Below are 26,929 nucleotides of genomic sequence, written 5' to 3'. Positions count from 1 at the left end.
CCGTTCAAGCTCAAGGACATCTGGGCGCTGCGAGTCCGCCGCCAACCGAAATTTGACAAGCTACGCAGCTGAGCTCGAGACTGGAGGTGTTGAAGGTATAGCCGGCGACGATGTCGCCAGGTAGTCGCGTAACTGAAAGGCCAAGGACGAACCGGCGTCTACGAGCCTGTCCAGCACCTCCAGAGTAGCCTGCCTGAGGGTTACGTCACGGAGGAGCGCCTGACGATGCTCGTGCACTGCTGCTTGGCAAACAGTCTCAGCGTTCCAAAGGCTGCTACCGTCGTTGAACAGGGCAGCCGGAGCCTTCGCTATCGCGTCCCTCAATTGCCCTAAGGCGGAGGGCACCGCCGTTGACCTTCCGACACCCGCCATTAGCGCAAGAAGATGTTCGAGCGCGTGCCAGCTGTCACCTGCTGCGACAAGACAGTTGGCGACGAAGCGAGGGCGGTTTCGCAGCAGCGGCAAGTCATGGAAGGTCTTGGTCCATGGAATGGACTGAAACAGTAGCACTGCGAGCGGCTTCTCGTTCTTGCTGTACACGCGCCGCGAGCGCGTGCGCAACGACTCGTCTGGAAGGATCTTCGCTGCGGCCCGGTCCCATACCTGCCAGAAGGCATCCGTGTTAGCGTACTCTTGCTTCATGCACCCGCTAAGGGTTGACTCCAGCACCCTTTCACTGAGCTCTGGGCCGTGCTCGATGCAGTAGTCAAGGGTTTCAAAGATGTGAGTCTTGTCAGTGCTCTGAGCTAGCAGTTCGGACGCCAAGAGGTCTCCCACCTCCCAGCGCGCTTCAAAATCAACATAGTTTGGGTCGTACCGGTCAATCCTTGATTTGCCTTCCTGATCGGCCATCAGACGGGCAAGCACTGTAAGCGCCTGGACTCTCCAAGTCTCTGGCATCTCGCTGCGGGCGGCATCGAGCGCTATCGTCCATTCTTTGACAGCGGCGAGGCTTCTAGGACTAGGCCTAGGTTCTAGCTTCCCGCCTGTGAGGGCTGCCACCAACCGCTTGCTGGTTGCGTCCCGTGCGTCTTCGTAGAAGTCATGCCTGCGTCTTCGTGCAGCGCCGATTGTGGTGTCGAGCGCTTCCGCGTATTGCGCCAGCGCCGTTGTCAGGATGTCGGCGAGCAAAGGCTGCGTTGGCCGCAGAATTTCTGAGATGGCAAGAGCTCCTGCTCGGCGAACCTTCCAGACGGGCTCTGTAATGATGTTGGCGAGGCACTCAGGCAGTTTTGGATGGCTTGGGGCTACGCTTGCAAGCAAGACGAGCGTCTTGGCTCTCAACTCGCCTGTCGCGGTGCTACGACGGACACAAGCGTCGTTGTCCAGACGCTTCGAGGTGACATCGAGGAGATAGTCCTTGGCCCATTGGAGCGCTTCCGAGTTGTCGGTCGGCCAACGCTGAATCAGCGCGCAAGGGAGGTCGTCATCCATCCCAAACAGCAAGGGCTCTTCCTGCCCCTTAACCTCTTCAAGAAGGTGCTGGAACTCTTCATACACCTCAGACGAGGAGGAGAAGCGGTCTGCGGCCCCCGGGGACAAGCTGAGCATTGGCTGCGTCACGGCTACCGCCCAAAGCCGGACAGCCGCCAAACGGTTCATGAGTTGACTTCTTGACTCCGCTTGGTCACTCACTTGCTTAAGCTCGGGCTCGAGGTTCACGATTTCCAGAGGTATGAACTTCTCATCACCAACTGGCTCACCGAACTTCATACCTCGAGCGTCCATGCGCTTAAGCCCCATGCGCCAACCGTCAGGCACGTCTTCAGCATGCTTGAGATCTTCGATGTGCTTATCGAGGATCGCAAAGATGCCCTCCCGGAGGTCGGGGCGGATAATCTGCAACTGAAGCACGAGCATCTCCAAATGCTGCTTCCTGTGCGGTAGCTGGTTGCTGACGATGCGCTCCTTTTGCCTCTCGTCGTCCAGTCCGTCGTGACCGCCGTGGATGGCCAAAGCACTCGCCTCTCCCACGTAACGCGCGATGTCGTCGACGAAGAACTGCGGGCAGTTGAGGAGTGGCAACAGCTTCCCAGTGACGAGGCTCGGATACGCCATTAGTACGCCAGCCACCAATCCTGTAGTGAAGCTCGACTCGCCGCTCTCCAAGATGAACTCGAGGACCCCCGAGATGATCTCCGGCTGCACCTTCGCCTCGACCAACAGCCTTTCTTCCAGCGCCATAAGTGCGCAGTTCAAAACGTAGCTGGAAACGGAGTGGCCGCGATAGGCCGCCCAAAGTCGCCAGTCATGGATGTGGGCCCGTCCGTTCGGACTTTGCTCCGGCGGAAGAACGGTGACTTCCTCCGGATGCGATTTGGCAAATGACACGGCTGCGTGATTGCAGAGCTGCACGACAAAGCGAATGCTCTTGACAAATGAGTAGAGCAAAAGCCACCGGAAAGGCCCTTGCAGAACGGAGGGAGGGAAGAATGCATGGGCTGCCCTCTGACTGAGGCCCATTGCTGCCTCCCAGCCGACCATGCCGAAGCGACGTTCGGCTTGAGGCCCAGGTTCGGTGTAGAGCGCCCAGAACGCGGTGCGAACTAAATCCGCGTTGAAGTAAATCGGCTCCCTGCAGTGCTTGATGTTGGTAAGAAATTCCAAGCGCTCTTCAGCGTAGACGTCGCGATCTTCTGGGTTCTCGGAGATCCGTTTCACAAGTGCGTCGATGAACACCTTGAACTTGGCGGGGTCAGCTCCAGAGCAACGACACAGAAGCTCGTAGAACCGCCGGCCGATAGACTTCTCTCTGTACCAAGTGTCGTTGTCTCGCCAGCAATAGTGCGCAGCCATGGTGAAGACGTCGGTCACACGTGGGCTGGGCTTGTGCCAAGCGTCGTCGTGCGCAACCGAATCCTCGGCGAGTTGGACAACCCATGAGTGATCTTTCGGCTGCAGAGATGGGAATGCCCTCGTGACCAGCCCGATCATCACGTCCCAAGCCTTGCCTACCGGCGCGGCCATCCCGACCCGGGCAAGAAGTTCTCTGTTGGCAGAGTCAGCCGCCAGATGCGAGTAGTCGATGGAAGTCGGACCCTTGCAAGCAACCCTCAGTAGGTGGCACAGGCGCTGAAGCAGAGCCGCGCTGCTGAAGGTGTCATTGCTTCCGAGCTTTGTGACCAGCTCCTCAACTCGCTCAGAGCGCAGAAGCCCGATGGCTATCTCATCGCGCCAAAGCTGCGCAATCGTCGATTCAGGACGGAGAGCTGCCTCCAAGAGCGCGTAGGCGTCATCATCGCCTTCAGCCGATCTCTGAGCCGTCCATGAGCGCAGAGCTCGTCGCATGCCCGCATGTGAGCCGAGCTTCGTGAACAATGCTAACCAATCCCGCTCCGCGGAGCGCACCTCACGTTCTACTCGAAAGAACAGCGACCAATCCTCCAAGACGTCATGTGCTGGGGCTACTCGGTCGGCCTCGTCCTTCGCGAGCACAGCGTCTTGCAGGAGCGACGTGACAGCTTCAGCGTCCGGGGGGGGCTCGACGAACTGCGCAAAGCGTTCGGTGCGCAGGTAGCAGATTTGGTCGAAGGTCGCTAGACGGCTTGTGCGCATGGCGGCAGAAAGGCCTCTGCTGGGCGCAATTCGCTCTGTCCAAAGTGCCCGCCTAAGGTCGTTGCCCGAAGCACTTGGTAGTGCAGTTCCCGCGGCGGCGTACTTGAAAGCAAGCTGCAGGTAGTAGGGCGTGCGCAGAACCTCTTTTACACCTGAGTCTTTGGCGACAATCTCTTCAAGCGGGCTTGCGACTACCGCGGTGGCAATCTCCGCGTCCGTGAGCAGAGGAACGTCTATGACTTGGCTGGAAAAGCTATAGAGGAAGTTTGTGTACAGGCCGTTGAGAGCATAGGAGCGCGTCGTGATGCAGAGCCTCGAAGACTTGTTCTTGCGAACAAGTGCGAGCAGCTCTTCGAGCGCACCTGGGTTCTGTGCCTCGAGAGCCTTCTCCAGCGAGTCGATGATGACAGTGGGTGCCCCTGTGCGCAGCAGTGTATCGATGCCCAGCACCGGGTCTTGAAGCCCGTTCAGGGACTGGACTGCTGCCAAAGTCGGCACATCCAGCTCATCAGCCCTGAAGAAGAACAATGGGCCGGACTCACGAAGCAAAGAAGCGAGCTCAGAGACGACCGCCGATTTTCCTGCACCCGGCCCGCCAGTAATGATGACGAGTTGGCGGTCATCGAGCGCTGACAACACACGGCCTACGCACTCGCCTCTAGGGATGTGTGCGCCATTGGGTAGGTTTGTCGAGATGAGGGAGAGCTGAAGTAGGGCTCGCTGAGTCAAACGCTCAGCAACATTGCTCAGTCCGCGCGAGGAGGTCAGGCGGCTAATTGCCGCTTGCAGTCCTTCTTTGGCAGTCTGAGACCACGTTGTCCGAGTGACAGTCCCTACTGAAATGCCTTGCTCTTGCACATAGGAGACAAGGCCATCCCATACCAGCTCTCCTGAGTCGCTTGGTTGCCCTGAAGTCAAGAGTGCTTGGACGAGGCTGAGCTCCTGTGAGGATTCGGTGCCCAGGTCATGAATGTCAACACGAAGGCGCTGTAGCAGCTGGAAGACAAGCTCCTCGGTGTACTTGTCGGTCAGCGTCTCCTTCGAGACCGTCTTGAACGCTTCCCAGGTTTCCTTGTGCTTTTTGTCGAAGAGCTTGGAGTTCACCTTCTGCAAGTAGTCAGCGAGATCTACTGATGCACGGGAAAGTTCGCAAAGACGCTTTGCTGCCTGGTTAGCGGCCGTCGCCGGGGCGATGGTCGCAAGAACCAGCACGTCACAGCCGCGGTCAAAAGGGCTCTTCTCGATACCGAGGAAGTCGCGCCAGGCACCCTGCAGTCCGTCGATAAAATCTGTGTTGCCAGCAGTGGCATTGAGGCCTCGCTTGCACTGGACGAGTTGTAGCCAACTTTCCTTGGGGTCACGGAGCCGACAGTAGACGTCGTCGGTGTGAGCGCCTTTATAGCGAGCTTCAAAGCGCAGTTCTTCAACCCAGGCACCGTGCAAGCAAAAGGCTGTAGGCAAGCCCGTAAGCATGTTGGCCAGGTACAGGGCGCCCACACGGGCCTGAAAGACGCCGCCACCGCCGCCAGTAGCGACAGTACTCATCACTTGGGTACCCTGCAGCGGGTCGCGCGGGGTGACTTCCTTCTTCTTGCTCATCTGCCAAAGCTCTCTCCGCTGCGCGGCGCCTGCTGCAGACGATCATAAAGGGTTAGCGGCCTGGTTCGTGGAACCTGGAGCAGACCTATGCAAACCGCGCAGCGAGGAGCATTACGACACCGGTCCAGCCTAGCTGGTGAAGGCGTTCATCAGTAGGAATCAGCACACTCTCCAGCAAACTCGTGGCCGACTGCAACTCTGCGTAGACGGTGCAAATTCAACTTCAAGTGAGCGCGCGAAGTACCGTTTGACTGACCACAATCGGGTGTCAAGTTAGCAAGTCGCTACGACCGCCTTGAGTCGAAAGCAGTCTGTGGGCTATCAATGCGCTATCCACGAGGAGGGGCCTACGAGCTCACCAGCATAGGGGCAGGAGATGAAGTCGCTGCAGGAAGTAGAAGAAGTGTTGATGAGTGTTGGCGCCCTATCACTCACTCTGGCGGAGCGTCGGCTTGCCGTCGAGCAGTCCAAGGCGCGCTATCGAGTTCTGCGAAGCATCCATCGCCAGATCGCCTCAGACCTCGCCCGGATGGAGCAGAACAAAGTCGCGAAGATCATCCAACGGGCTTTGCGCAACATTAGCGTATGGGAAACGCAGGGAGTAGCCAGCCCCTATTACGCCAAAGCTTGGCGGAGAATTTTGGAGGATCCTATCCGGCGGATCCCCAAGATGTTTCGTGGGCACAACGCGGATGCGTTGGTGCAGAACTCGCCGTTTGGGTTCGTGTTTCGTCGGAAAAAATATCGTAAGCGGCTGTTTTTGCTGTGATTTCGCTTGCCGGTGTCGAGGCCAGCCTTGCCCCGCGGCCGCCGCACCGGCAACCCGATCGCGGCCTGCCGGACAACTTATGCCTGCATTGACATCATAAGTTGTCCGATCTGGCCAACTTATGCTTACAAGAACAGGCGTTGCGCGCGCCACGGCTTATTGGTGGGCCCACCAGGATTCGAACCTGGAACCAAAGGATTATGAGTCCTCTGCTCTAACCGTTGAGCTATAGGCCCGGAAGCGTCCGGAGCGGGCGGGCGATGCGTCGGCCGCCGGCTTGGCGCCTCTGGCGTGCATGCAGAGGAAGGCGCCGAGGCGGGCGTGAGTTTAACGTCCGCGGTGGCGCGCTGTCTGCCCGCCGCGGTAGACGCGGCGGACGACGCCTTTGCTGATGGGACGGCGACGGAGGGTCGGACGGCTCCGCGCCGTCACTTGTCGTCCGGACCTGGCTCCCCTTCCCCGCCCTCAATCCATCCTCAGTCTTCCAACCCCAACACCAACACCCCCAACGGCGGGATGGTCAGCGACAGCGAGGCCGGATGACCATGCGCGCCGATGTTTTCGGTGCGCACGCTGCCGCCGTTGCCGGTGTTGCTGCCGCCGTAGATCTCGGCGTCGGAGTTCAGCAGTTCGCGCCAGCGGCCGCCGCGGGGAACCCCGATGCGGTAGCCGTGGTGCACCAGTGGGGTGAGGTTGGCGACCACCAGCAGCGGGGTATCGCTGCCCTGGGCGGTGCGCAGGTAGGCGAACAGGCTGTTGTTGGCGTCGTCGCCGATGACCCAGGCGAAGCCGTCGGGGGTGTCGTCGCGCGCGTGCAGCGCGGGGTGTTCGGCGTACAGGCGGTTGAGGTCGCGGACCAGGCGCTGGATGCCGCGGTGGCGCGGATCGTCGAGCAGGTGCCAGGGCAGCGCGGCGTCGTGGTTCCACTCGGTGGGCTGGGCGATTTCGCAGCCCATGAACAGCAGTTTGCGCCCGGGGTGGGTGTACATGTAGCCCAGATAGGCGCGCAGGTTGGCGAAGCGCTGCCAGTCGTCGCCGGGCATGCGCCCGAGCAGCGAGCGCTTGCCGTGCACCACTTCGTCGTGCGAGATCGGCAGCATGAAGCGCTCGGAATACGCGTAGACCATGCTGAAGGTCAGTTCGCCGTGGTGGTAGCGGCGATAGATCGGGTCCAGTTCGATGTAGTGCAGGCTGTCGTGCATCCAGCCCATGTTCCACTTGTAGTTGAAACCCAGCCCGCCATGCGCCAGGTCGGCGGTGACGCCGGGCCAGGCGGTGGATTCTTCGGCGATGGTGATGGCGCCAGGCGCGTGTTCGGCGACGACCTGGTTGAGCCGGCGCAGGAACGCGATGGTCTCGTAGTTCTCGCGGCCGCCGTGGATGTTGGGCACCCATTCGCCGGCATTGCGGCTGTAGTCGCGATACAGCATCGAGGCGACCGCGTCCACGCGCAGGCCGTCGACGTGGTAGCGCTGCAGGAACTCCAGCGCGCTGGCGATCAGAAAGCCGGAGACTTCGCGGCGCCCGTGGTTGTAGATGAGCGTGTTCCAGTCGCGGTGGAAGCCTTCGCGCGGGTCGGCGTGTTCGTACAGCGAGGTGCCGTCGAAATGGGCCAGGCCATGGGCGTCGGTGGGGAAATGCGCCGGCACCCAGTCGACGATGACGCCGATGTCCTCGCGGTGGCAGCGGTCGACGAAGCGGGCGAAGCCGTCGGGCGAACCGAAGCGCGCGGTGGGCGCGAACAGGCCCAGCGGCTGGTAGCCCCAGGAACCGCCGAACGGATGCTCGGTGACCGGCATCAGTTCGATGTGGGTGAAGCCCATGTCGGCGACGTACGGAATCAGGCGCTCGGCTAGCGCGTCCCAGTCGAGCATGCTGCCGTCGTCGGCGTGCATCCACGAGCCGGCGTGGATCTCGTACACGCTCAGCGGTGCGTTCGGGCCGTGGCGGCGCGCGCGCGAGGCCATCCAGGCGTCGTCGCGCCACTGGAACGGGGCGGGATCGGGCACGATCGAGGCGGTGCCCGGCGCCAGTTCGGCGCGGCGCGCGACCGGGTCGGCCTTGGCCGGCAGGTCTTCGCCGCGCGGGCCGCGCAAGGCGTACTTGTAGTGCGCGCCGGCCTCGACGCCAGGCACAAACAGCTCCCATACGCCGGCCTGGTGACGCAGGCGCATCGGGTGGCGGCGCGCGTCCCAGCTGTTGAAATCGCCGATCACCGCCACGCGGGTGGCGTTGGGCGCCCACACCGCGAAGCGGGTGCCGCGCACGCCGTCGACCTCGACCACGTTGGCGCCCAGCGCGTCGGCCAGGTGCAGGTGATGGCCTTCGGAAATCAGGTGCAGGTCGAAATCGCTCAGCTGCGGGCCGAACGCGTAGGCGTCCTCGGTCTCCTGTTCGCCGCCGGGCCAGCGGATGCGCAGCCGATAGCGGCCGTCGTCGGGCAGCGTGGCGGCGAAGAAGCCCGGGCTGGGGCCTTCCTGCAGCGGCACCTCGCGGCCGTCTTCGAGTACCGCGGTCACCGCTTCGGCGCCGGGCAGGTGGCTGCGCAGCACGCGCGCGTCGCCGATGCGGTGCGCACCGAGCACGGCGAACGGATCGCCGTGGCGGGCATTGGCGAACGCACGCAGCGTTGCTTCGTCCCAGGTGTGGCCGACATCACTCATCGAATCGCCTCCTCAGGCGCAGGAAAGCGTTCGAGTATGCGCAACAGTCCCTGTATCGGCACCATGATCCAGGCCGGGCGGTTGGCAGCCTCGTAGCGAATTTCATAGCTGGCTTTCTCGATCAGGAACAACAAGGTGGTGGCCTCGAAGGCGGCCGGTGCCACCCACGGGTGCGGGCTGGCGTCGAGCACCTTGCGGTAGGCGGACAGGAAGGTGGCGCTGGCGCGGCTACGGAATGCGGACAGGAACGCGTCCAGCGCGCTGTCCAGGCCGACGCCGGCACGCGCGGCGGTACCTTCTTCGCCGCGGGCCGACACTTCGCTGGCATAGTCCAGCGAGCGCAGGAAGCCGGCCACGTCGTGCAGCGGGCTGGCCTTGGCGCGGCGTTCGTCCAGCGACTTGGCCGGCTCGCCTTCGAAGTCGATCAGCACTACGTCGTCGAACGCGACCAGGATCTGGCCGAGATGGAAATCGCCGTGCACGCGGGTCAGCAACGCGCCGTCGAGCAAGGCCGGCGCCTGCTGTAGCCACGCGTCCAGGCGCGGCCGTTCCGCCAGCAGCGCGTCCACGGCGGCGCGCTCGCCGTCGTCGCTGACGTCGCGATGCGCGACCAGCGTGTCCCACATCGCCTGCACCTCGTGCGCCACGCCCGCAACCACCCGCTGCGCCGCGGCGACGTCCACCGCCTGCGGCGCGAACGCAGCGGCGTCGGTGGGCTGGGCCAGCACGTCGTGCAATTCCGCCAGGCGCCGGCCGACCACCTCGGCGAAGGCGTCGTAGCCGGCCACGCTTTCGTGCCGCGCGGCATCGTCCTGCGCGGCGGCGTACTCTTCGGCGCCGCGCGCCAGGTGATCCAGGGTCCAGCGCCAGGCATCGCCCTGGTTGCGCACGAAGCCCTGCAGCAGCGCCAGCGTGGTCTCCCCGCCCTGCACGTCAACGCGGGTGACGTGGCCGAGCAGCGGGGCGGCGTTGGCATAACCGATGCTGGTCAGGCGCTCGCCAATCTCGATCTCCGGATTGATGCCGGCGGAGACGCGGCGCAGCAGCTTGAACACCGCCTTGTCGCCGACGATCAGCGAGCTGTTGCTCTGCTCGGCCGACAGCCAGCGGATCTCGGCATCGTCCGCAATCGCGACGGCGGCCAGCGCCTGCGTGGCGCAGAAGCGGATCTGCTCGGGCGCGGCATCGGCGCCGGCATGGCTCTCGCCGTCGATCGACAGCACGGTGCGCTCGCGCAAGGCGCCGAGCATGGTGCGGGTCAGCGACTTCAGCGCGAAGCCGTCGGTGAGATAACCGACTTCGCGACCGTGGCGCACCCGCGCCAGCGCCAATTGCTCGGCCAGCACGCTTGGCTGTTCGCGGTCCCAGACGATGCCCAGCGGCAGGATGTAGCGCTCGTGTTCGCCGTGCTCCAGCTCCGCCTCGATCTCCAGCAGGGTCAGCCCGTCGGGACCGGGCAGCGGCGTGCGCCGCGCGATGCGCACGCCGCGCAGCGCGCGGTCCTTGGCCGCGAACCAGCGCCGCGTGGACAGCCAGGTCGGCAGGACGTCGCGTTCGAGCGTGCCCAGGTGCGGCAGCAGCGCATTGGCGTCGACCGCGCCGCGCAGCACCAGGGTCTGGTAGTCGGGCAGCGGCATCGGCGCGGGCACGTGCCAGTCCGGCAGCGTGGCGTTGCCGACCAACTGGAACGCATAGAAGCCGAACGCCGGCACGGTGAGCAGGTAGGTCAGCCGTCCGATCGGCGGGAAGCTGCCGCCGCCGATGATGTCCACCGGCACGCGGCCTTCGAATTCGGACAGGTCCAGCTCCACCGCCTGCAGCGTGTGCGACAGGTTGGCCACGCACAGCACGGTCTCGTCCTCGTGGCAGCGCAGGTAGGCGAGCAGGCGGCGGTTGCCCGGGTACAGGAAGCGCAGCTGGCCACGACCGAAGGCGCGGTAGCGCTTGCGCACCGACAGGATGCGCCGGGTCCAGGTCAGCAACGAATGCTGGTCGCGCTGCTGCGCTTCGACGTTGACCGCCTGGAAGCCATACAGCGGATCCATGATCGGCGGCAGCACCAGCGCGGCCGGGTCGGCGCGCGAGAAGCCGCCGTTGCGGTCGATCGACCACTGCATCGGCGTGCGCACGCCGTCGCGGTCGCCGAGGTGGATGTTGTCGCCCATGCCGATCTCGTCGCCGTAGTACAGCACCGGGGTGCCGGGCATGGTCAGCAGCAGCGAGGTCATCAGTTCGATGCGGCGGCGGTCGCGCTCCAGCAGCGGCGCCAGGCGCCGGCGAATCCCCAGGTTGATGCGCGCGCGACGGTCGGCGGCGTAGGTCTGCCACAGGTAGTCGCGCTCCGAATCAGTGACCATCTCCAGGGTCAGCTCGTCGTGGTTGCGCAGGAAGATCGCCCACTGGCAGGTCTCCGGGATTTCCGGGGTCTGGCGCATGATGTCGGTGATCGGGAAACGGTCCTCGCGCGCGATGGCCATGTACATGCGCGGCATCAGCGGGAAGTGGAACGCCATGTGGCATTCGTCGGCGTTCTCGCCGAAGTATTGCTGGGTGTCTTCCGGCCACATGTTGGCCTCGGCCAACAGCATGCGGTCGGGGTATTCGGCATCCAGCGTGGCGCGGATGCGGCGCAGGATGGCGTGGGTCTCGGGCAGGTTCTCGTTGGAGGTGCCGTCACGCTCGATCAGGTACGGCACCGCGTCCAGGCGCAGCCCGTCCACGCCCAGGTCGAGCCAGAAGCGCATCACTTCCAGCACCGCCTCCAGCACCGCCGGGTTGTCGAAGTTCAGGTCCGGCTGGTGCGAGTAGAAACGGTGCCAGAAGTATTGCCCGGCGACCGGATCCCAGGTCCAGTTGGAGTTCTCGGTGTCGCAGAAGATGATGCGGGTGCCGGCGTAGTCCTGGTCGCTGTCGGACCACACGTAGAAGTCGCGTTCCGGCGAGCCGGCGGGCGCGTTGCGCGCGCGCTGGAACCACGGATGCTGGTCGGAGGTGTGGTTGATCACCAGTTCGGTGACGATGCGGATGCCGCGCGCGTGCGCCTGCGCCACCAATCGTTCGAAGTCGGCGATGCTGCCGTAGTCCGGGTGCACGGCCATGTATTCGGCGATGTCGTAGCCGTCGTCACGGCGCGGGCTGGGATAGAACGGCAGCAGCCAGATGGTGTCTACGCCGAGGTCGGCGATGTAGTCGAGCTTGGAGATCAGGCCGGGGAAATCGCCGATGCCGTCGTCGTTGGAATCGAAGAACGACTTGACGTGCACCTGGTAGATGATCGCGTCCTTGTACCAGAGTGCATCGTGCGCGAGCGGGCTTGCCTCGCTGTCGGCGGACAAGGGAACTGCAGCATTCATGAAGTGGCTCCGGCGCGGATACGCCATAGGGAAAACGGCCGCGACGGATCGAGGCGAATGGTTTGCTGCTTGCCGTGCCAGGCGAAGGCGTGGCCGTCCCACAGGTCCTGCATGGCGACGCTGGCGTGGTCGGGCAGGCCCAGTTCCCACAGCGGCACTTCGATCTGCGCCTCCTGCGCCGCGTGCGGGTCCAGGCTGATCGCCACCAGCACCAGGCTGCGGCTGCGCGCCAGATGCGCTTCGTCGAGGAACTTGCCGAAGTACAGCACCTGGTCGTTGTGCGCCACGTAGAAACGCGTGCCCAGGTGCGACTGCAGTTCCGGGTGCTGGCGCCGCAGCAGGTTCAGGCGGGTGATCTCGTCGACGATGTCGCCGGGCGCACGCTCGGGCCACACGCGCAGTTGGTACTTCTCCGAATCCAGGTATTCCTCCTTGCCCGGCGCCAGCGGCGTGGCCTCGCAAAGTTCGAAGCCCTGGTACATGCCCCACAGGCCCGACAGCGTGGTCGCCAGCGCGGCGCGGATCAGGTGGCCGCCGCGGCCGCTTCGCTGCAGGAACACCGGGTTGATGTCCGGCGTGTTGACGAAGAAATGCGGGCGGAAGCATTCGCGCGGAATGCCGGCGTTGAGCTCTTCGATGTAGGCCTGCAGCTCGGCCTTGTGCTGGCGCCAGGTGAAGTAGGTGTACGACTGCGAGAAACCGACCTTGGCCAGCCGATACATCGGCTTGGGCCGGGTGAAGGCTTCGGACAGGAACACCACCTGCGGGTGGCGGCCGCGCACTTCGGCGATCAGCCATTCCCAGAATGGGAACGGCTTGGTGTGCGGGTTGTCGACGCGGAACAGGTTGACGCCTTCGTTGACCCAGAACAGCACCGCGTCGCGCAGCGCGTTCCACAGCTCCGGCACCGCGCCGCTGGCGTAGAAATCGACGTTGACGATGTCCTGGTACTTCTTCGGCGGATTCTCCGCGTACGGGATCGAGCCGTCGGCGCGCCAGGTGAACCAGTCCGGATGCTCGCGCAGCCACGGGTGGTCCGGCGCGCACTGGATCGCGAAATCCAGCGCCAGTTCCAGGCCTTGCGCGGCGGCGGCGGCGCGCAGCCGGCGGAAGCCTTCCAGCCCGCCCAGTTCGGCGTGGACCGCGGTGTGCCCGCCTTCGGCCGAGCCGATCGCGTACGGACTGCCGGGCTCGCCAGGTTGCGCGGTGACCGCGTTGTTGCGGCCCTTGCGGTTCTTCTCGCCGATCGGGTGGATCGGCGGCATGTACAGCACGTCGAAGCCCATCGCGCGGATATGCGGCAGGCGCGCGATCACGTCGTCGAAAGTGCCGTGGCGCGCCAGATCGCCGCTCTGCGAACGCGGGAACAGTTCGTACCAGCTGGAGAAGTGCGCGCCGCGGCGCTCGGCCTCGACGCGGAAGGTCATCGGGTATTCGGTGCGGAACGGCTTGTCGTCGGCGCGGGCCATCGCCTCAGCGGTGCCGGGTTCGAGCAGGATCTCCGCGCGTGCGGCCGGATCGTCGCTGCGGGTGATGCGCGCAACGATTGCCTTCAGCCGTGCCGCCAGCGCGCCACGGCTGCGCGCGCGCGCCGCCTTGACCTGGGCCAACGCTTCCTGCACGTCCACCGGCAGCAGCGTGCCGGCGGCGCGCTTCTTTTCCAGGTCGGCGTGGGTGGTGGCGAACACGTCGCGCCAGGCCTCGATGCGGAACTCGTAGCGGCCTAGCCGCTCCAGCGGGAATTCGCCGCGCCAGCGGTCGTTGCCCAGCGCGCGCATCGGCGCGCTGGACCAGGTGCGCGCGTCGGCGGCGCGCCACAGCAGCGCCACCGCGATACGGTCGTGGCCGTCGCAGAACGCGTCGGCCTCCACGCAGATGCGGTCGCCGACGGTGCGCTTGACAGGGAAGCGGCCGTCGTCCACAGAGGGCGTCACCGCCTCGATGCACACCCGCGCCGCAGCGGCGGCGACATCGGCCGGCGTGCGGGCGCGCGCGGCGGCCAGCACCGGGCGCGCCGGCACGCTGCGGTAGACGCGCACTTCGCCTGCTTCCAGGGTGCCGCCCTGATCGCCCTGGATCGGCTCGCCCTGGTCGCTGAGCAGCGCCTCGCTGTCGCCGAGCAGGCGCAGCAGCGCCGAGCCGGGCACCGGCAGCAGGTGGTCGCGGTCGCTGTTGAGCAGCACCAGCCACGGCGCGGCGCCGCGCGGTTCCACCGCCACAGCGGTCAGCGCGCCATCGCGCAGCAGCGGGCGCAGGTGCAGGTCGGCCATGGCCTCGGCCGGCGCCACCGGGGTGGCATCGGCGGCATCGTCGGCGTCGATCGGCACCGGGAGTTCAGTCGGCGTGGCGATCGCCCAGGCATCGCCGAAGGCGGCGGCCAGCTTGGCGCGTTGCGCGCGCTGCAGCGGCGGCGGCGCGTCGGACGGCGCATCGGGATCGATGGTAGCGACGACCCGGCGCGCCAGGCTGCGCAATGCCACGTCCTCGTCGAAGAACCAGCTGCCGCGTCCGTCCCACCAGGCCAGCGACGAGAACGCCGCATCGAAGCCGGCGCCATGCAAGCCGCGCAGGGCGTCCAGGCCAAGGCCCGGGGTCCAGGCCAGGAACGTCGTCGCCGGCAGCTGCGCGTGCACGTCCTCGATCAGGCTGCGCCACAGCGTGGCCGGCACGCGCTGCGGCTGCAGCACCCGGAACCCGGCCAGGCCGCCGCGCAGCCAATCGCGCAGGCGCACGCTCCACCACTGCGCCAGGCCCGCGCCTTCTTCGGCATAGGCGAAGCGGCCCTGGGCGATCTCCGGCGTGCCGCGCTGGGCGCGCGGATCGGGCAGCGCCGAGGTGCGCGCGCGGAACCAGTGCGGATGCTCCTGCAGCAGGCGGCTGCCGCCACCGATCTCGTCGATGCGCAGGTCGACCAGCAGCTTCAAGCCGTGCTTCTGCGCCAGCGCCAACCACTGCTGCAGTCGCGCTTCGCCGGCGGCATCGTCGGCGGCCGGATCGGCCAGCCGGCCTTGCGGGTCCTGCGCGAACGGGTTGGGCAGCACCACGTGGTCGCAGCCATTGGCCTGTGCGGCCGCCATGGCCGCCTCCAGCGCGGCCGCATCGTGGTGGGTCAAGGGGGACAGCAGGCAGACATGCATTCGGAGATCCCGTTCGCGTGATGGGGAGTGCACGATCCAGACAGCGGCGCTTGCCATCGGCAGCCGGATCGGCCGTCGCACAGGACGGAGACGGAATGCATCTGCACGATGTGCCGCATCCGCAAATCGGATTCGGTGCCGGGCGCCGATGCCGCTCGATGCGATGCGACGGCGCCACAAGACCACAGGCGATGCCAATGAAATGTGTTCATGGCATTAAGCAGACGCATACGCGGCGCCCGATGCATGCGCCACCGGCACGGAGCGACGTCGGCGCCAGAACACCGCTGTCCGGACGTCTGCGAAGGAAAGCGAGGCGCGCCCGCAACGGCGACCATGTCTTAACGTCATCGCACGTTCACGCGCTCGCCACGGGTTGCGCACCGCGGCGTCACTGCCGTAGGGCTGTGGGGCGCGTGCACCACGGCGCCGGCGTGGCGGCAGGATGGCGCGACCGCTGTAGGGATGCGCTCGTCAGGCCCTGGCGATCACCAAGCGCTGATCAGCGCCGGGGCGGGTACGCGGCGGGAAGAAGCGCTGCCAGAGACGAGGCCGATGACGAGTGCGGCACTCATGGCTGATTCGGCAGCCGGCTGATCCGATGCTACCGCCATCCGCGTTCGATCATGCTCCAGCCTGGCCCAGGTCCCGATCGAGCAGGCAATCTATGAACGCGCGCAATGCAGGGAGCATGTAGCGGCGGCTGGAGTAGTAGAGGTACAAGCCGGGCACCGTCGGCGACCAATCCGCCAGCACGCGTTTCAGGCGACCGTCCCGCAAGGCCTCGGCGATGCCGTCGTCGTTGTAGGCGTAGGTGATGCCCAGCCCCTGCAGGGCGGCGGGGACGACGATGTCCTGGTGATTGGCGATCACCTGGCCTTCGCCGAACACCTCCGTGCTCCTGCCCTTCTTCCTGAACTCCCAGCCCGCGATCCTGCCGCTGCCGGGAAAGCGCCAGTTGATACAGGCGTGACGCGCCAGGTCGGCCGGGGTCTTCGGCTCGCCATGCCGTGCGAGATAGTCGGGCGAGGCCACCGCGAGCAGTGCGACGTCCGGGGTGAGACGGACCGCCACCATGTCCTTCTGCAGGCGTCCGCCCACGCGGATGCCGGCGTCGAAGCCCTCGCCGGCGATGTCGCTCAGGCCGTCGTCGATCACGATGTCGAGCACCACCTGCGGATGCGCGCGCGCAAAGCGGCCCAGGCGCGGCGCGATCACGTTCTTCGCCGCCATGCTGAGCGTGTTGATCCGCAAGGTGCCGGCAGCGCGCGCGTTGCTGCCGACCGCCTGCGCGACGGCGTCGTCCATCTCGCGCAGCATCGGCGCGATCCGTTCGTGCAGGCGTTGGCCCGGTTCGGTCGGCGAGACGCTGCGCGTGGTCCGGTTCAACAGGCGCACGCCCAACCGCGATTCCAGTTGCCGGATGACCTGCGAGAGCGCGGACCGCGACAAGCCCAGATGATCGGCCGCGCGGGCGAAACTGCCGCGTTCCACCACGGCCACGAATGCCTTCAGTTCCGCAAACTCCGCGCCGCGCATTGTGCATCCGTTTCTACATGGCCTGATCGAATAGTAGGCGATTTTCTTATCGCTACGGTCGCGCCACTCTGTGTCCATGGACCCAGAGGGAGCACAACCGATGAATGCACTGAACCTGCCCGAGCCGATCGCCGCCTACTTCCAGGCGGACACCCAGGACGGCCGAGCCGTCGCCCGCTGCTTCACCCCGAACGGCAGCGTGCGCGACGAAGGCAAGACCCACCAGGGGCAAGCGGCGATCGAGGCCTGGAAAGCGGATACCTCCACCCGCTACACCTACACCACCGAACCGCGCACGTTGCAGCGGGACGGCGAGCGCTACATCGTGACCGGACATGTCGCCGGCGACTTCCCCGGCAGCCCGATAGACCTGCGCTACGTCTTCACGCTCGAGCGCGGCAGGATCGCCTCGCTGGAGATCGCGCCATGAGCTTCGATCTGCGCCTCGCCGGCCGGCGCGCGCTGGTCACCGGCGGCACGCGCGGGGCAGGCGCCGCCGTGGTCCGCGCGCTGACCCAGGCCGATGCCCAGGTGGTGGCGACGGCGCTCTCGCCGCCGGCGCAACCGGTCGCCGGCGTCCACTATCTCGCCGCCGATCTGGCCACGGCCGACGGCGCCCGCCGGGCCGCCGATGCGGCGCTCCAGCATCTCGGCGGGATCGACATCCTGGTCAACGTGGTGGGCGGTTCGTCCGCGCCGGCGGGCGGCTTCGCCGCACTGGACGACACGCAATGGACGCGGGCGCTCGATCTGAACCTGATGTCGGCCGTGCGGCTGGACCGCGCGTTGCTGCCGGCGATGCTGGCGCAGGGCGCCGGCGTGATCCTCCATGTCACCTCGATCCAGCGCCTGTTGCCGCTGCCGGAGGCGACCATGGCGTACGCGGCGGCGAAGGCGGCGCTGTCGACCTACAGCAAGGCGCTGTCCAAGGAGGTCACGCCCAAGGGCGTGCGCGTCGTACGCGTGTCGCCGGGCTGGATCGATACGGAAGCCTCTGCCGCGCTGGTCGAACGCGTCGCGGCCCAGGCGGGCACGGATCGCGACGGCGGCAGGCAACTGGTCATGGATTCACTGGGCGGCATTCCGCTGGGGCGCCCCGCCACGCCGGACGAAGTCGCCGACCTGATCGCCTTCCTGGTCTCGCCGCGCGCGGCCTCCATCTCGGGCGCCGAATACACCATCGATGGCGGCACCGTGCCGACCGTCTGACGCGTACGGGCGACGTCGCAGGACGGCCCACACCCACTCGAGAGGAAACGCCCATGTTCAAGGTCGTCCGTTCCATGCTGGCCGCCGCGCTCGCCGTCGCCGGCCTTGCCTCGGCCCACGCTGCCGATCACGCGTCCGCGCCGCTGCGCGGAGGCGTGCACAACGTCGTCCTGGTACACGGCGCGTTCGCCGACGGTGCCGGCTGGCGCGCGGTGCACGACGACCTGACCGCGCGCGGCTACCGCGTCTCCATCGTGCAGAACCCGCTGACCTCGCTGGCCGACGACGTCCAGGCCACGCGTCGCGTGCTCGACCGCCAGGACGGTCCCGCCATCCTCGTCGGCCACTCCTGGGGCGGCACGGTGATCACCGAGGCCGGCGTCCATGCCAACGTGGCCGGCCTGGTCTACGTCTCGGCCCTGGCGCCGGACGCGGGCGAAACCACGGCGCAGCAGTACGCCGGTTTCGCGCCCACGCCCGAGTTCGTCATCGAGACCGGTCGCGACGGCTACGGCTTCATCCGTCCGGCAACGTTCAAGGCCGGCTTCGCCCACGACACGACCGATGCGGATGCGGCCTTCCTCCGCGACGCGCAGGTGCCGATCAACATGACGGCCTTCCAAACCCCGCTCGCGCACGCCGCATGGCGCAGCAAGCCCAGCTGGGCGGTGATCGCCACCGAGGACAAGGCCTTCGACCAAGCCATGCTGGTGCACATGGCGGAACGCATCGACGCGACCATCACCCGCGTCGCCGCCAGCCACGCGGTCTTCATGACCCAGCCGAAGGTGGTCGCCGATACCATCGATCGCGCGGCGAAGGACGTCGCGCTGAAGGCGAAGTAGCGCGTCCGTGCACGGCGTGCGCCTGCCGGCGTCGGCGCATACGCTTTCCAGTGGGGCATCGTCCGCATCCGCAGGCGGGACAGACGACGCCGGTACCAGTCAGGGAATCTGGACGTTGGCTTTCAACCAACCCTCGACATTTTCCAGCTCGGCGCCGATCTTGAAGTTGAAGGTGCGCTCCATGTCCCACGAGACGCCCTTCCCCTGCGCAAAGGCCGCGCGGTACTTCTTGATCATGTTCGCCGGATCTTCCGCCAGTTCCTGCATGAGCTGAGGAACGCTCCATACCGCGAGCTCGAACGGTGCGCCGAACGTCTTCTCGAGAATTCCCGGAAGTTCGCCATAGCCGATCGTATCGCCCGCGAGGTACACGATCTCGTTACGCATCATGGGCGAGTGGAAGACGATGCGCGCGGTCATTGCGCCGATGTCCTCCGGCGTGGTCAGCGTAACGGCATTGGTCGCCGAGCCCAACGCGTTGACCTTCCGCCCAGGGAGATCGACCACGCCGAATGCCGGTTCGAACAGATAGCTGGTGAACATTCCGGTGGAAACGATGACCCATTCCATCGCGGTCTGCGCGCGCAGATAGTCGCGCACGTCCAGTTGCGCGTCGAATAGATCCTGAGGACCGCCGCGTCCAATGGCATCGAAATCGACACCGAACTGCCATGGGAAATACCGGGGGATGCCGGACTTCACGGCGGCGCGCGCGACCTTCATCGGGGTATCGCGACCGGCCGCGTAGCCGGTGCATCCAATGACCGTATCGAATCCGGCGAAGATAGCAGCCAATTCGTCCGCGCTCGCCATGACAAGATCACCGGCGACGATATCCACTCCCAGCGAACGGATCTCCTCCACCACGCGCCGCTTTTCGGGCAGTTCCGATGCGATGGACGCGGGACGCAGCATGACGCTGATGCGCGCCGCGTCATGTTCCTTCGCGAGCCGTGACAGGTTGCGGATGACGGGCATCCCAAGCTCTCCTGCTCCCAAGACCAGGATCGACTGGGAAGACGTATTGCTGGCGCGAGAAGCCATTGAATCACCATGTGTGTGTACGATGGCGGCGATTCTGCCTGCCGCACAAACCACACAGAAGAAGGCACACCCGTGATACCAACCGCTCCATTCATGAGTTCCGATGAACTCCTGCAGCATTCCCAACTGATATGCGACGGGATGAGCGCCGACGACGATGGGCTACGCCGCGAGGTTCTGGCGCACGCAGGCAATCGCTGGTCCCTGGGCATCATCCACGCGCTTGGCGTTTACGGAACGCTGCGGCATGCGGATCTCGCGCGCAGGATGACCGGGATCACGCAGCGCATGCTCACGCGCACCCTCCGGCAACTCGAACGGGATGGCCTGATAGGCAGGCACGATTTCAATGAGGTGCCTCCTCGCGTCGAGTACAGCATCACCCCATTGGGCAAGGACCTGCTGGTACTGATGATTCCCATGTGGACGTGGGTGGTGGAACGCGCCGAAGATTTTCGCCAATGCCGGCAGCACTTCGATGCCCAACGCAGTGCGTGACAGTCTCAGCGGCGGTTGCCGGCAGTGCCGGCCGTGCATGAGAGCCGTGGCGACAGCAGGACGCAGCCGGGCATCGGCTGCCGCCTAGGACGGGCGCGGCAATCGCGCGGCGTGCCAGTCGTGAAATCACTTCGCACGCGCCGAGTTTCCGGCACTTCTCCGATGGCACAAAAGGCACTGGGCGGACGCCAAAGCGCCTGGCTTGTGGTGGCTCTGGCGGGATTCGCACCTGAGGACTACGAGCCCTCTGTTTTAACCGTTGCGCCATAGGCACGCTGCGGCCGCACGCACGGTGCGGGCGGCCTCGGCACGGGGCACTCGCCGGGGCGTTACTGGCCCCGCTGCGCGCCCTCCCCACCTTCGCTCATCGAGTACGCGCGCTGCGCGCCCTCGCCCGCAGCCCAGGCGGTGTTCGGCTCGGCCTGCAGAGTGAAGCGCAGTTCACCGCCGGCCATGATCTCCTCGTGGCGCAGGAAGGCGCGGTCCAGCGGACGGCCGTTGAGGGTGACGCTGCCGATGTAGGGATGCGCATCGTCCAGGCCCTCGGCCACCACGCTGAAACGCTCGCCGTTGGGCAGCGCCAGGGTGGCGTGCGGCAGGAACGGGCGGCCGATGATGTACTGGTTGCTGGCCGGCGCCACCGGATAGAAGCCCAGCGCGGTGAACACGTACCACGCCGACATCTGCCCCAGGTCGTCGTTGCCGGCCAGGCCATCGGGACGCGCTGCGTACTGGCTGCGCATGATCTGCTGCAGCCGCGCCTGGGTGCGCCAGGGCTGCCCGGCGTATGCATACAGATACGCGACGTGGTGGCTGGGCTCGTTGCCATGCGCATACCAGCCGATCAAGCCGGTGATGTCTTCCATGTGTTCGAACACCTTGGGATCGACCTTGGCCTCGAACACCTGGTCCAGCCGCGCCAGCAGCTTGTCTTCGCCACCGTGCGCGCGGGCCAGGCCCGCCACGTCCTGCGGCACGTACCAGGAGTATTGCCAGGCATTGCCTTCGGTGTAGTCGCTGCCGTAGCCGCTGGCGCTGGGATCGAACGGCTCGCGGAAACTGCCGTCGCGCTTGCGCGCGCGCATGAAGCCGGTCTTGGCGTCGAAGGCGTGGCGCCAGTTGCCGGCGCGCTTTTCGAATGTGCTGGCCACCTCGTTGCGGCCCATCGCCTGCGCCATGCGTGCGATGGTCCAGTCGTCGAACGCGTATTCCAGGGTCTTGGAGGCGGCCTCGCCCTCCTCGTCGATCGGTACGTAGCCCAGTTCGCGGTATTGGGCGATGCCGTCGTAGGGGCCGTAGTCGGCGCTGGCGACCATCGCCTCGAGCGCGGCGTCGGTGTCGTAGCCGCGGATGCCCTTCATGTAGGCGTCGGCGATCACCGGCACGGCGTGGTAGCCGATCATGCACCAGGTCTCCAGGCCCTGGAACGACCACACCGGCAGCACCCCGTACGGGCTGTGCTGGCGATGCGCGAGCAACGAGTTGACGATGTCGTTGGTGCGCTGCGGCGGCTGCACCAGGGTCAGCAGCGGGTGCAGCGCGCGGTAGGTGTCCCACAGCGAGAACGTGGAGTAGTTGGTATAGCCCTGCGCTTGGTGCACGGCGTTGTCCGGCCCGCGGTAGCGGCCGTCGCTGTCCATGAACAGGGTGGGACCGAGCAGGCTGTGGTACAGCGCGGTGTAGAACTGGGTGCGCTGCGTTGCCGGCGCGTCCACCTCGACCGCACCCAGCGCCTGCGCCCACTGCGCGCGTGCGGCCTGGCGCACGCCGTCGAAGTCCCAGCCCGGCACCTCGGCCTCGAGATTGGCGATGGCGCTGTCTTCGCTGACCGGCGAGATCGACACCTTCACCAGCAGCGGCTCGCGGCCGGCGTCGCCGAAATCGAAGCTGCCCACCAGCTGGCGGCCTTCGATCTGCGCGCGCTGCGCCGGGTCGTTGTCGCCCGGCGGCGGGAAGCCCTTGTACGCAACGTCCTGCTCGGTGTTGTGGAAGGCGTGGCCGCGCAGCGGTTGCGAGAAGCGCATGGCGAAGTACAGCTGCCGGCCCGGCGCCCAGCCGCGGGTTTCGCGGAAGCCGGTGACGGTGCCGTCGGCGCGCAGGCGCAGCCGCGACCAGCTGATCTTGCCGGGGTAGTCGTACATGCTGGTGCGCAGGTCCAGCAGCACGTGCGCCGGCTGGCCCTTGGGGAAGGTGTAGCGGTGCACGCCGGCGCGGGCGCTGGCGGTGAGTTCGGCGCGCACCTTGTAGTCGTCCAGGGTCACCGCGTAGTAGCCGGGCTCGGCGCGTTCGTCGTCGTGGCGGAAGCGCGAGCTATAGCCGCTGCCGGGCTTGTCCGGGTCGCCGCGCTCCAGCCGCACCGCGCCGCTGATCGGCATCAGCAGCACGTCGCCCAGGTCGGAATGGCCGGTGCCGGAGAAGTGGGTGTGGGAGAAGCCGACCAGGCTGCGGTCGTCGTAGCGGTAGCCGGCGGCCCAGCCGTAGGCCTCCTTGCGCGGCTGGATGCGGGTGTCCGGGCTCAGCTGGACCATGCCGAACGGCACCGTGGCACCGGGATAGGTATGGCCTTCGCCGCCGGTGCCGATGAACGGGTCCACCGCGGCGACCGCACGCGCACCTGGGTCGGTGGCGGCCTGTTTGGTGGCGGCGTTCGCCGCCGGCCACAGCACGGCCAGCAGCAGCGCGGCGGCGGCGCGCTTGGTCAAGGTGCTACGCATGGAGTCCTCCCCGGATCGAATCGGTCCAAAACGGATACCACAAAAGCCGCCGCGCCTTTTGCTGCACTGCAAAATGCGCGGTGGGTCACGACGGCGCAGGATGGGCGGCCTTTTGAACCGGTCTAATCGCCGTGCCGTCGTCCCCCGCCGACAAACGCGTCACCGTGTCCGACATCGCCGCCGCCTGCGGCGTGTCGCGGGCGACCGTGTCGCTGGTGCTGCGCAACAGTCCGCTGGTGCATGCGGACACGCGCGCGCGGGTAGCGGCGGAGATCGCGCGGCAGGGCTATGTCTACCACCGCGGCGCGGCCAGCCTGCGCGGGCGCGCCTCCAACGCGGTGGCGCTGGTGGTCAACGACCTGGCCAATCCGTTCTTCGCCGAATTCGCCGGCGGCGTGGACGCGGCGCTGGCCGAGGCCGGCTACGTGATGCTGATGGGCAGCACCGGCGAATCGCCGGAGCGCCAGCACACCGTACTGGCCTCGCTGATCGAGCACCAGCCGGCGGCGCTGATCCTGTCGCCGACCGAGAACACCGACGCGGCGCGGCTGCGCCAGCTGCTGGGCACGCGGCTGCCGGTGCTGCTGTTCAACCGCGCGCTGGACGGCGACTGGCCGCTGCTGGCGCTGGACAACCGCCGCGGCGCGCGCCTGGCCACCGAGCACCTGCTGGCGCTGGGCCACCGCGCGATCGCGTTCTTCGGCGGCCACCGCCAGTCCAGTTCCTGCGCCGAACGCCGCGCCGGCTACCGCGACGCGCTCGCCGCCGCCGGCGTCGCCGCCGATCCGGACTGGCTGATCGAATGCGCGCCGACCCGGCTGGAAGCGGCGCGCCAGGCCGGCGCGCTGTGCGCGCGCGATCCATTGCCGACCGCGCTGGTCTGCTACAACGACGTGGTCGCGCTGGGCCTGGCCAGCGGCCTGGCCGAACGCGGCCGCCACGCCGGCCGCGACTACGCGCTGATGGGCTTCGACGACATCGCCGAAGCCGCCGTCGCCACCCCGCCGCTGTCCACCGTCGCCGTCGCCCCGCGCGAATGCGGCATGCAGGCCGCACGGCTGGTGCTGGACGCGCTGCGCCAGCAACAGGCGCTGCCTGCGCTTACCATCGCCCCGTCCCGGTTGTGCCTGCGTGCCAGCAGCCGTGTCGCCCTATCGCCCGTTCCCGGAGTCGCTGCATGAGCCGTCGTCCGCTGTCCAACACTGCCGCCATCGCGGTGGTCAGCATGATCTTCTTCACCTGGGGCGGCCTGACCAGCCTCAACGATGTGCTGATCCCGCATCTGAAAGCCGTGTTCCAGATGAACTACGCGCAGTCGATGCTGATCCAGTTCACCTTCTTCGGCGCGTACTTCCTGATGTCGCTGCCGGCCGGTGCGGTGGTGGCGCGGGTGGGCTACAAGAGCAGCATCGTCATCGGCCTGGTGGTCGCGGCGATCGGCGCGGCGATGTTCTACCCGGCCGCGCGGCTGCCGTCGTATCCGTTGTTCCTGACCGCGCTGTTCGTACTGGCCAGCGGCATCACCCTGCTGCAGGTGGCGGCCAACCCGTACATCAGCCTGATCGGCAATCCGGACAAGGCACCGAGCCGGCTCAACTTCGCGCAGGCGCTGAATTCGCTGGGCACCACCATCTTCCCGCTGCTGATCGGCCCGCTGATCCTGGCCGGCGCGGTGCTGTCGGCCGACAAGATCGCGGCGATGAGCGCGCTCGAGCAGGCCGCCTACCGCGGCGCGCAGGCGCAATCGGTGCAGGTGCCGTACCTGCTGTTGGCCGGCGGCCTGTTGCTGCTGGCGGTGTTCGTGCTGGTGATGCGGATCCCGTCGCTGCGCGAGGACGACGCCGGCAGCGTCGAGTCGCATCACAGCTTCGGCGACGCATTGCGCCAGTCGCACCTGCTGTGGGGCGTGGTGGCGATCTTCATGTACGTCGGCGCGGAAGTGTCGATCGGCAGCTTCCTGATCAACTACATCTCCGGCCCGACCACCGGCGGCCTGACCGAAGCCACCGCCAGCCGCTACCTGGCGTTCTACTGGGGCGGCGCGATGGTCGGCCGCTTCGCTGGCGCCGCGCTGCTGCAGGTGATCCCCGCGCGCAAACTGCTGGCCGCCTTCGCCGGCGTCGCCTCGCTGCTGCTGATCGTGACCATGATCAGCACCGGCCACGTGGCGATGTGGAGCGTGATCGCGATCGGCCTGTTCAACTCGATCATGTTCCCGACCATCTTCACCGTGGCCATCGAACGCCTCGGCCCGCTGACCAGCAAGGCCTCGAGCCTGCTGATCATGGGCATCGTCGGCGGCGCGCTGGTGCCGCTGGCGCAGGGCGCGCTGGCCGACGTGGTCGGCATCCAGCACGCCTTCGTGATCCCGCTGCTGTGCTACGCCTACATCCTCTGGTACGGCCTGCGCGGCTCGCGGCTGTCGGCGAACCTGCCGGCCGAGGCGCCGGGCGCCACGCCGGTGGCGCGCGCGATGCATTGACGCGCGAAACGGTGCGGCGGCGCGTTGCCGCCGCGCCTGCGCGTGGCTGTTCTCCCCTTCCCCCACCACATGACTCCCAGCGACCGCATGAATCTGCCCGCCACGCCCCTGCCCGACTTCGCCGACGCCGCCGTGCTGCGCGCGCATATCGCCGACACCATGGCCTTCTACCACCCGCGCGCGATCGATCCGGCCGGCGGCTTCTTCCACTACTTCCGCGACGACGGCAGCGTGTACGACGCCGGCCATCGCCACCTGGTCAGCAGTACCCGTTTCGTCTTCAACTACGCGATGGCGGCCAACGAGTTCGCCGATTCGGCGCTGGCCGCCGAGTACCTGGATGCCGCGCGCCACGGCCTGCGCTACCTGCGCGAGGTGCACCGCGACGCCGCCAGCGGCGGCTACGTGTGGACCCTGCGCGACGGCGTCGCCGAGGACCGCACCCAGCACGCCTATGGCGCCGCTTTCGTGCTGCTGGCCTACGCCACCGCCAAGAAGGCCGGCCTCGATACCGACGCGTGGATGGACGAGACCTGGCAGTTGCTGGAAACCCGCTACTGGGACGCGGCCGCCGGCCTGTACCGCGACGAGGCCACGCCCGACTGGCAGTTCTCCGGCTACCGCGGGCAGAACGCCAACATGCACCTGTGCGAGGCACTGATCGCCGCCTATGAGGCCAGCGGCCAGGCGCGCTACCTGCAGCGCGCGCTGCTGCTCGCCGACCACATCACCCGCCGCCAAGCGGCGCTGGCCGGCGGCCTGGTGTGGGAGCACTACGACGCCAACTGGCAGGTGGACTGGGACTACAACCGCGACAACCCCAAGGACCTGTTCCGGCCATGGGGTTTCCAGCCCGGCCACCAGGTGGAATGGTCGAAATTGCTGGTGCTGTTGCACGGGCATCTGCAGGCGGCCGATGGCGCTGCGCCGGAGTGGTTGCTGCCGACCGCACGGCACCTGTTCGACACCGCATTGGCGCACGGCTGGGACGCGCAGCATGGCGGCATCGTCTATGGCTTCGCCTCCGGCACCGAAGCCGAGCCGGTGGTCGGCGTGCCCGACGTGGCGCAGGGCCCGACCTACTTCTGCGACGACGACAAGTACTTCTGGGTGCAGGCCGAAGCGATCGCCGCCGCCGCGCGGCTGCTGGCCGCAAGCGGCGATGCGGGCTACCGCGCCGCCTACGACAGGCTGTGGACGTATTCGTGGGAACACCTGGTCGATCACCGCTACGGCGCCTGGTTCCGCATCCTCAGCCGCGACAACCGCAGCTACAGCGACGAGAAGAGCCCGGCCGGCAAGACCGACTACCACACGATGGGCGCCTGCCACGATGTGCTGGCGGTGATGCGCGGCAGCCGGGCGTTCGCGTAGGCGGACCACGCGAGGCGCCGTCGATCCGGCGCCTCTGCTGCTTCCTGTAGGAGCGGCTTCAGCCGCGACCGGGCGTTACCGGTGAGATCCGGTCGCGGCTGAAGCCGCTCCTACAGGGATGCTGCGCACCGCTTGATTCGGCACCTTC

Annotated in this window: 15 protein-coding genes and 1 tRNA gene; 8 read left to right on the top strand and 8 right to left on the bottom strand. The window is 66.8% G+C overall.

Going from position 1 to position 26,929, the window contains the following annotated elements:
- Positions 1-60: 60 nt before the first annotated feature.
- Positions 61-5,154: a hypothetical protein gene (locus J2Y70_RS03715; RefSeq protein ID WP_309913481.1), complete on the bottom strand. Its 5,094-nt coding sequence runs from the start codon at positions 5,152-5,154 to the stop codon at positions 61-63.
- A 376-nt stretch (positions 5,155-5,530) separates the two neighbouring features.
- On the opposite strand from J2Y70_RS03715, the gene J2Y70_RS03710 reads away from it, so the two are divergent.
- Complete coding sequence (locus J2Y70_RS03710; protein WP_309913479.1) at positions 5,531-5,923, top strand: hypothetical protein; 393 nt, start codon at positions 5,531-5,533, stop codon at positions 5,921-5,923.
- A 160-nt stretch (positions 5,924-6,083) separates the two neighbouring features.
- Here the strand turns inward: J2Y70_RS03710 and J2Y70_RS03705 are convergent.
- The 5 genes from J2Y70_RS03705 to J2Y70_RS03685 all read right to left on the bottom strand — a co-directional run bounded on the left by J2Y70_RS03705 (position 6,084) and on the right by J2Y70_RS03685 (position 16,615).
- Positions 6,084-6,159 (bottom strand) — tRNA-Ile (locus J2Y70_RS03705).
- 240 nt (positions 6,160-6,399) lie between these two features.
- Positions 6,400-8,586 (bottom strand): 1,4-alpha-glucan branching protein GlgB, encoded by a 2,187-nt coding sequence (gene glgB / locus J2Y70_RS03700; protein ID WP_263395930.1) that lies wholly within the window; start codon positions 8,584-8,586, stop codon positions 6,400-6,402.
- On the bottom strand, positions 8,583-11,939 hold the full coding sequence (treS, locus tag J2Y70_RS03695; protein ID WP_263395931.1) for a maltose alpha-D-glucosyltransferase: 3,357 nt from the start codon (positions 11,937-11,939) through the stop codon (positions 8,583-8,585). Before treS ends, glgB begins: the two co-directional genes overlap by 4 nt.
- Positions 11,936-15,016 carry an alpha-1,4-glucan--maltose-1-phosphate maltosyltransferase gene (locus J2Y70_RS03690; RefSeq protein ID WP_309914670.1) on the bottom strand — a complete coding sequence of 1,027 codons (3,081 nt, stop codon included), beginning with the start codon at positions 15,014-15,016 and terminating at the stop codon, positions 11,936-11,938. Before J2Y70_RS03690 ends, treS begins: the two co-directional genes overlap by 4 nt.
- 684 nt (positions 15,017-15,700) lie before the next feature.
- Positions 15,701-16,615 carry a LysR family transcriptional regulator gene (locus tag J2Y70_RS03685; RefSeq protein ID WP_309913476.1) on the bottom strand — a complete coding sequence of 305 codons (915 nt, stop codon included), beginning with the start codon at positions 16,613-16,615 and terminating at the stop codon, positions 15,701-15,703.
- A gap of 100 nt (positions 16,616-16,715) precedes the next feature.
- Here J2Y70_RS03685 and J2Y70_RS03680 point away from each other — a divergent pair, with 100 nt between their 5' ends.
- The 3 genes from J2Y70_RS03680 to J2Y70_RS03670 are packed head-to-tail and all read left to right on the top strand — an operon-like array spanning position 16,716 to position 18,669.
- On the top strand, positions 16,716-17,045 hold the full coding sequence (locus J2Y70_RS03680) for a nuclear transport factor 2 family protein (protein WP_309913474.1): 330 nt from the start codon (positions 16,716-16,718) through the stop codon (positions 17,043-17,045).
- Positions 17,042-17,824 (top strand): SDR family oxidoreductase, encoded by a 783-nt coding sequence (locus J2Y70_RS03675; RefSeq protein ID WP_309913470.1) that lies wholly within the window; start codon positions 17,042-17,044, stop codon positions 17,822-17,824. The genes J2Y70_RS03680 and J2Y70_RS03675 overlap by 4 nt, the downstream gene beginning before the upstream one ends.
- A 53-nt stretch (positions 17,825-17,877) precedes the next feature.
- Positions 17,878-18,669: an alpha/beta hydrolase gene (locus J2Y70_RS03670; RefSeq protein WP_309913468.1), complete on the top strand. Its 792-nt coding sequence runs from the start codon at positions 17,878-17,880 to the stop codon at positions 18,667-18,669.
- Positions 18,670-18,768: 99 nt separating this feature from the next.
- Here J2Y70_RS03670 and J2Y70_RS03665 read toward each other — a convergent pair whose 3' ends face one another.
- Positions 18,769-19,713 (bottom strand): aromatic alcohol reductase, encoded by a 945-nt coding sequence (locus J2Y70_RS03665; RefSeq protein WP_309913465.1) that lies wholly within the window; start codon positions 19,711-19,713, stop codon positions 18,769-18,771.
- Between the two features lie 93 nt (positions 19,714-19,806).
- Here J2Y70_RS03665 and J2Y70_RS03660 point away from each other — a divergent pair, with 93 nt between their 5' ends.
- Positions 19,807-20,211 (top strand): helix-turn-helix domain-containing protein, encoded by a 405-nt coding sequence (locus J2Y70_RS03660; protein WP_309913462.1) that lies wholly within the window; start codon positions 19,807-19,809, stop codon positions 20,209-20,211.
- A 329-nt stretch (positions 20,212-20,540) separates the two neighbouring features.
- Here J2Y70_RS03660 and J2Y70_RS03655 read toward each other — a convergent pair whose 3' ends face one another.
- A complete protein-coding gene (locus tag J2Y70_RS03655; RefSeq protein WP_309913459.1) occupies positions 20,541-22,925 on the bottom strand; it encodes a GH92 family glycosyl hydrolase in 2,385 nt (794 codons plus the stop codon).
- Between the two features lie 131 nt (positions 22,926-23,056).
- Here J2Y70_RS03655 and J2Y70_RS03650 point away from each other — a divergent pair, with 131 nt between their 5' ends.
- From J2Y70_RS03650 to J2Y70_RS03640, 3 genes are all read left to right on the top strand, one after another.
- Complete coding sequence (locus J2Y70_RS03650) at positions 23,057-24,106, top strand: LacI family DNA-binding transcriptional regulator (protein WP_263395939.1); 1,050 nt, start codon at positions 23,057-23,059, stop codon at positions 24,104-24,106.
- On the top strand, positions 24,103-25,407 hold the full coding sequence (locus tag J2Y70_RS03645) for a sugar MFS transporter (protein ID WP_309913455.1): 1,305 nt from the start codon (positions 24,103-24,105) through the stop codon (positions 25,405-25,407). Before J2Y70_RS03650 ends, J2Y70_RS03645 begins: the two co-directional genes overlap by 4 nt.
- Before the next feature lie 87 nt (positions 25,408-25,494).
- Positions 25,495-26,781: an AGE family epimerase/isomerase gene (locus J2Y70_RS03640; protein WP_309913453.1), complete on the top strand. Its 1,287-nt coding sequence runs from the start codon at positions 25,495-25,497 to the stop codon at positions 26,779-26,781.
- Positions 26,782-26,929 lie beyond the last annotated feature (148 nt).

It is taken from the genome of Xanthomonas sp. 1678 (assembly GCF_031455575.1).
Taxonomy (GTDB): domain Bacteria; phylum Pseudomonadota; class Gammaproteobacteria; order Xanthomonadales; family Xanthomonadaceae; genus Xanthomonas_A.
Note: the sequence above shows the minus strand (reverse complement) of the source record. Positions and strands in the feature narration are given on the sequence as shown.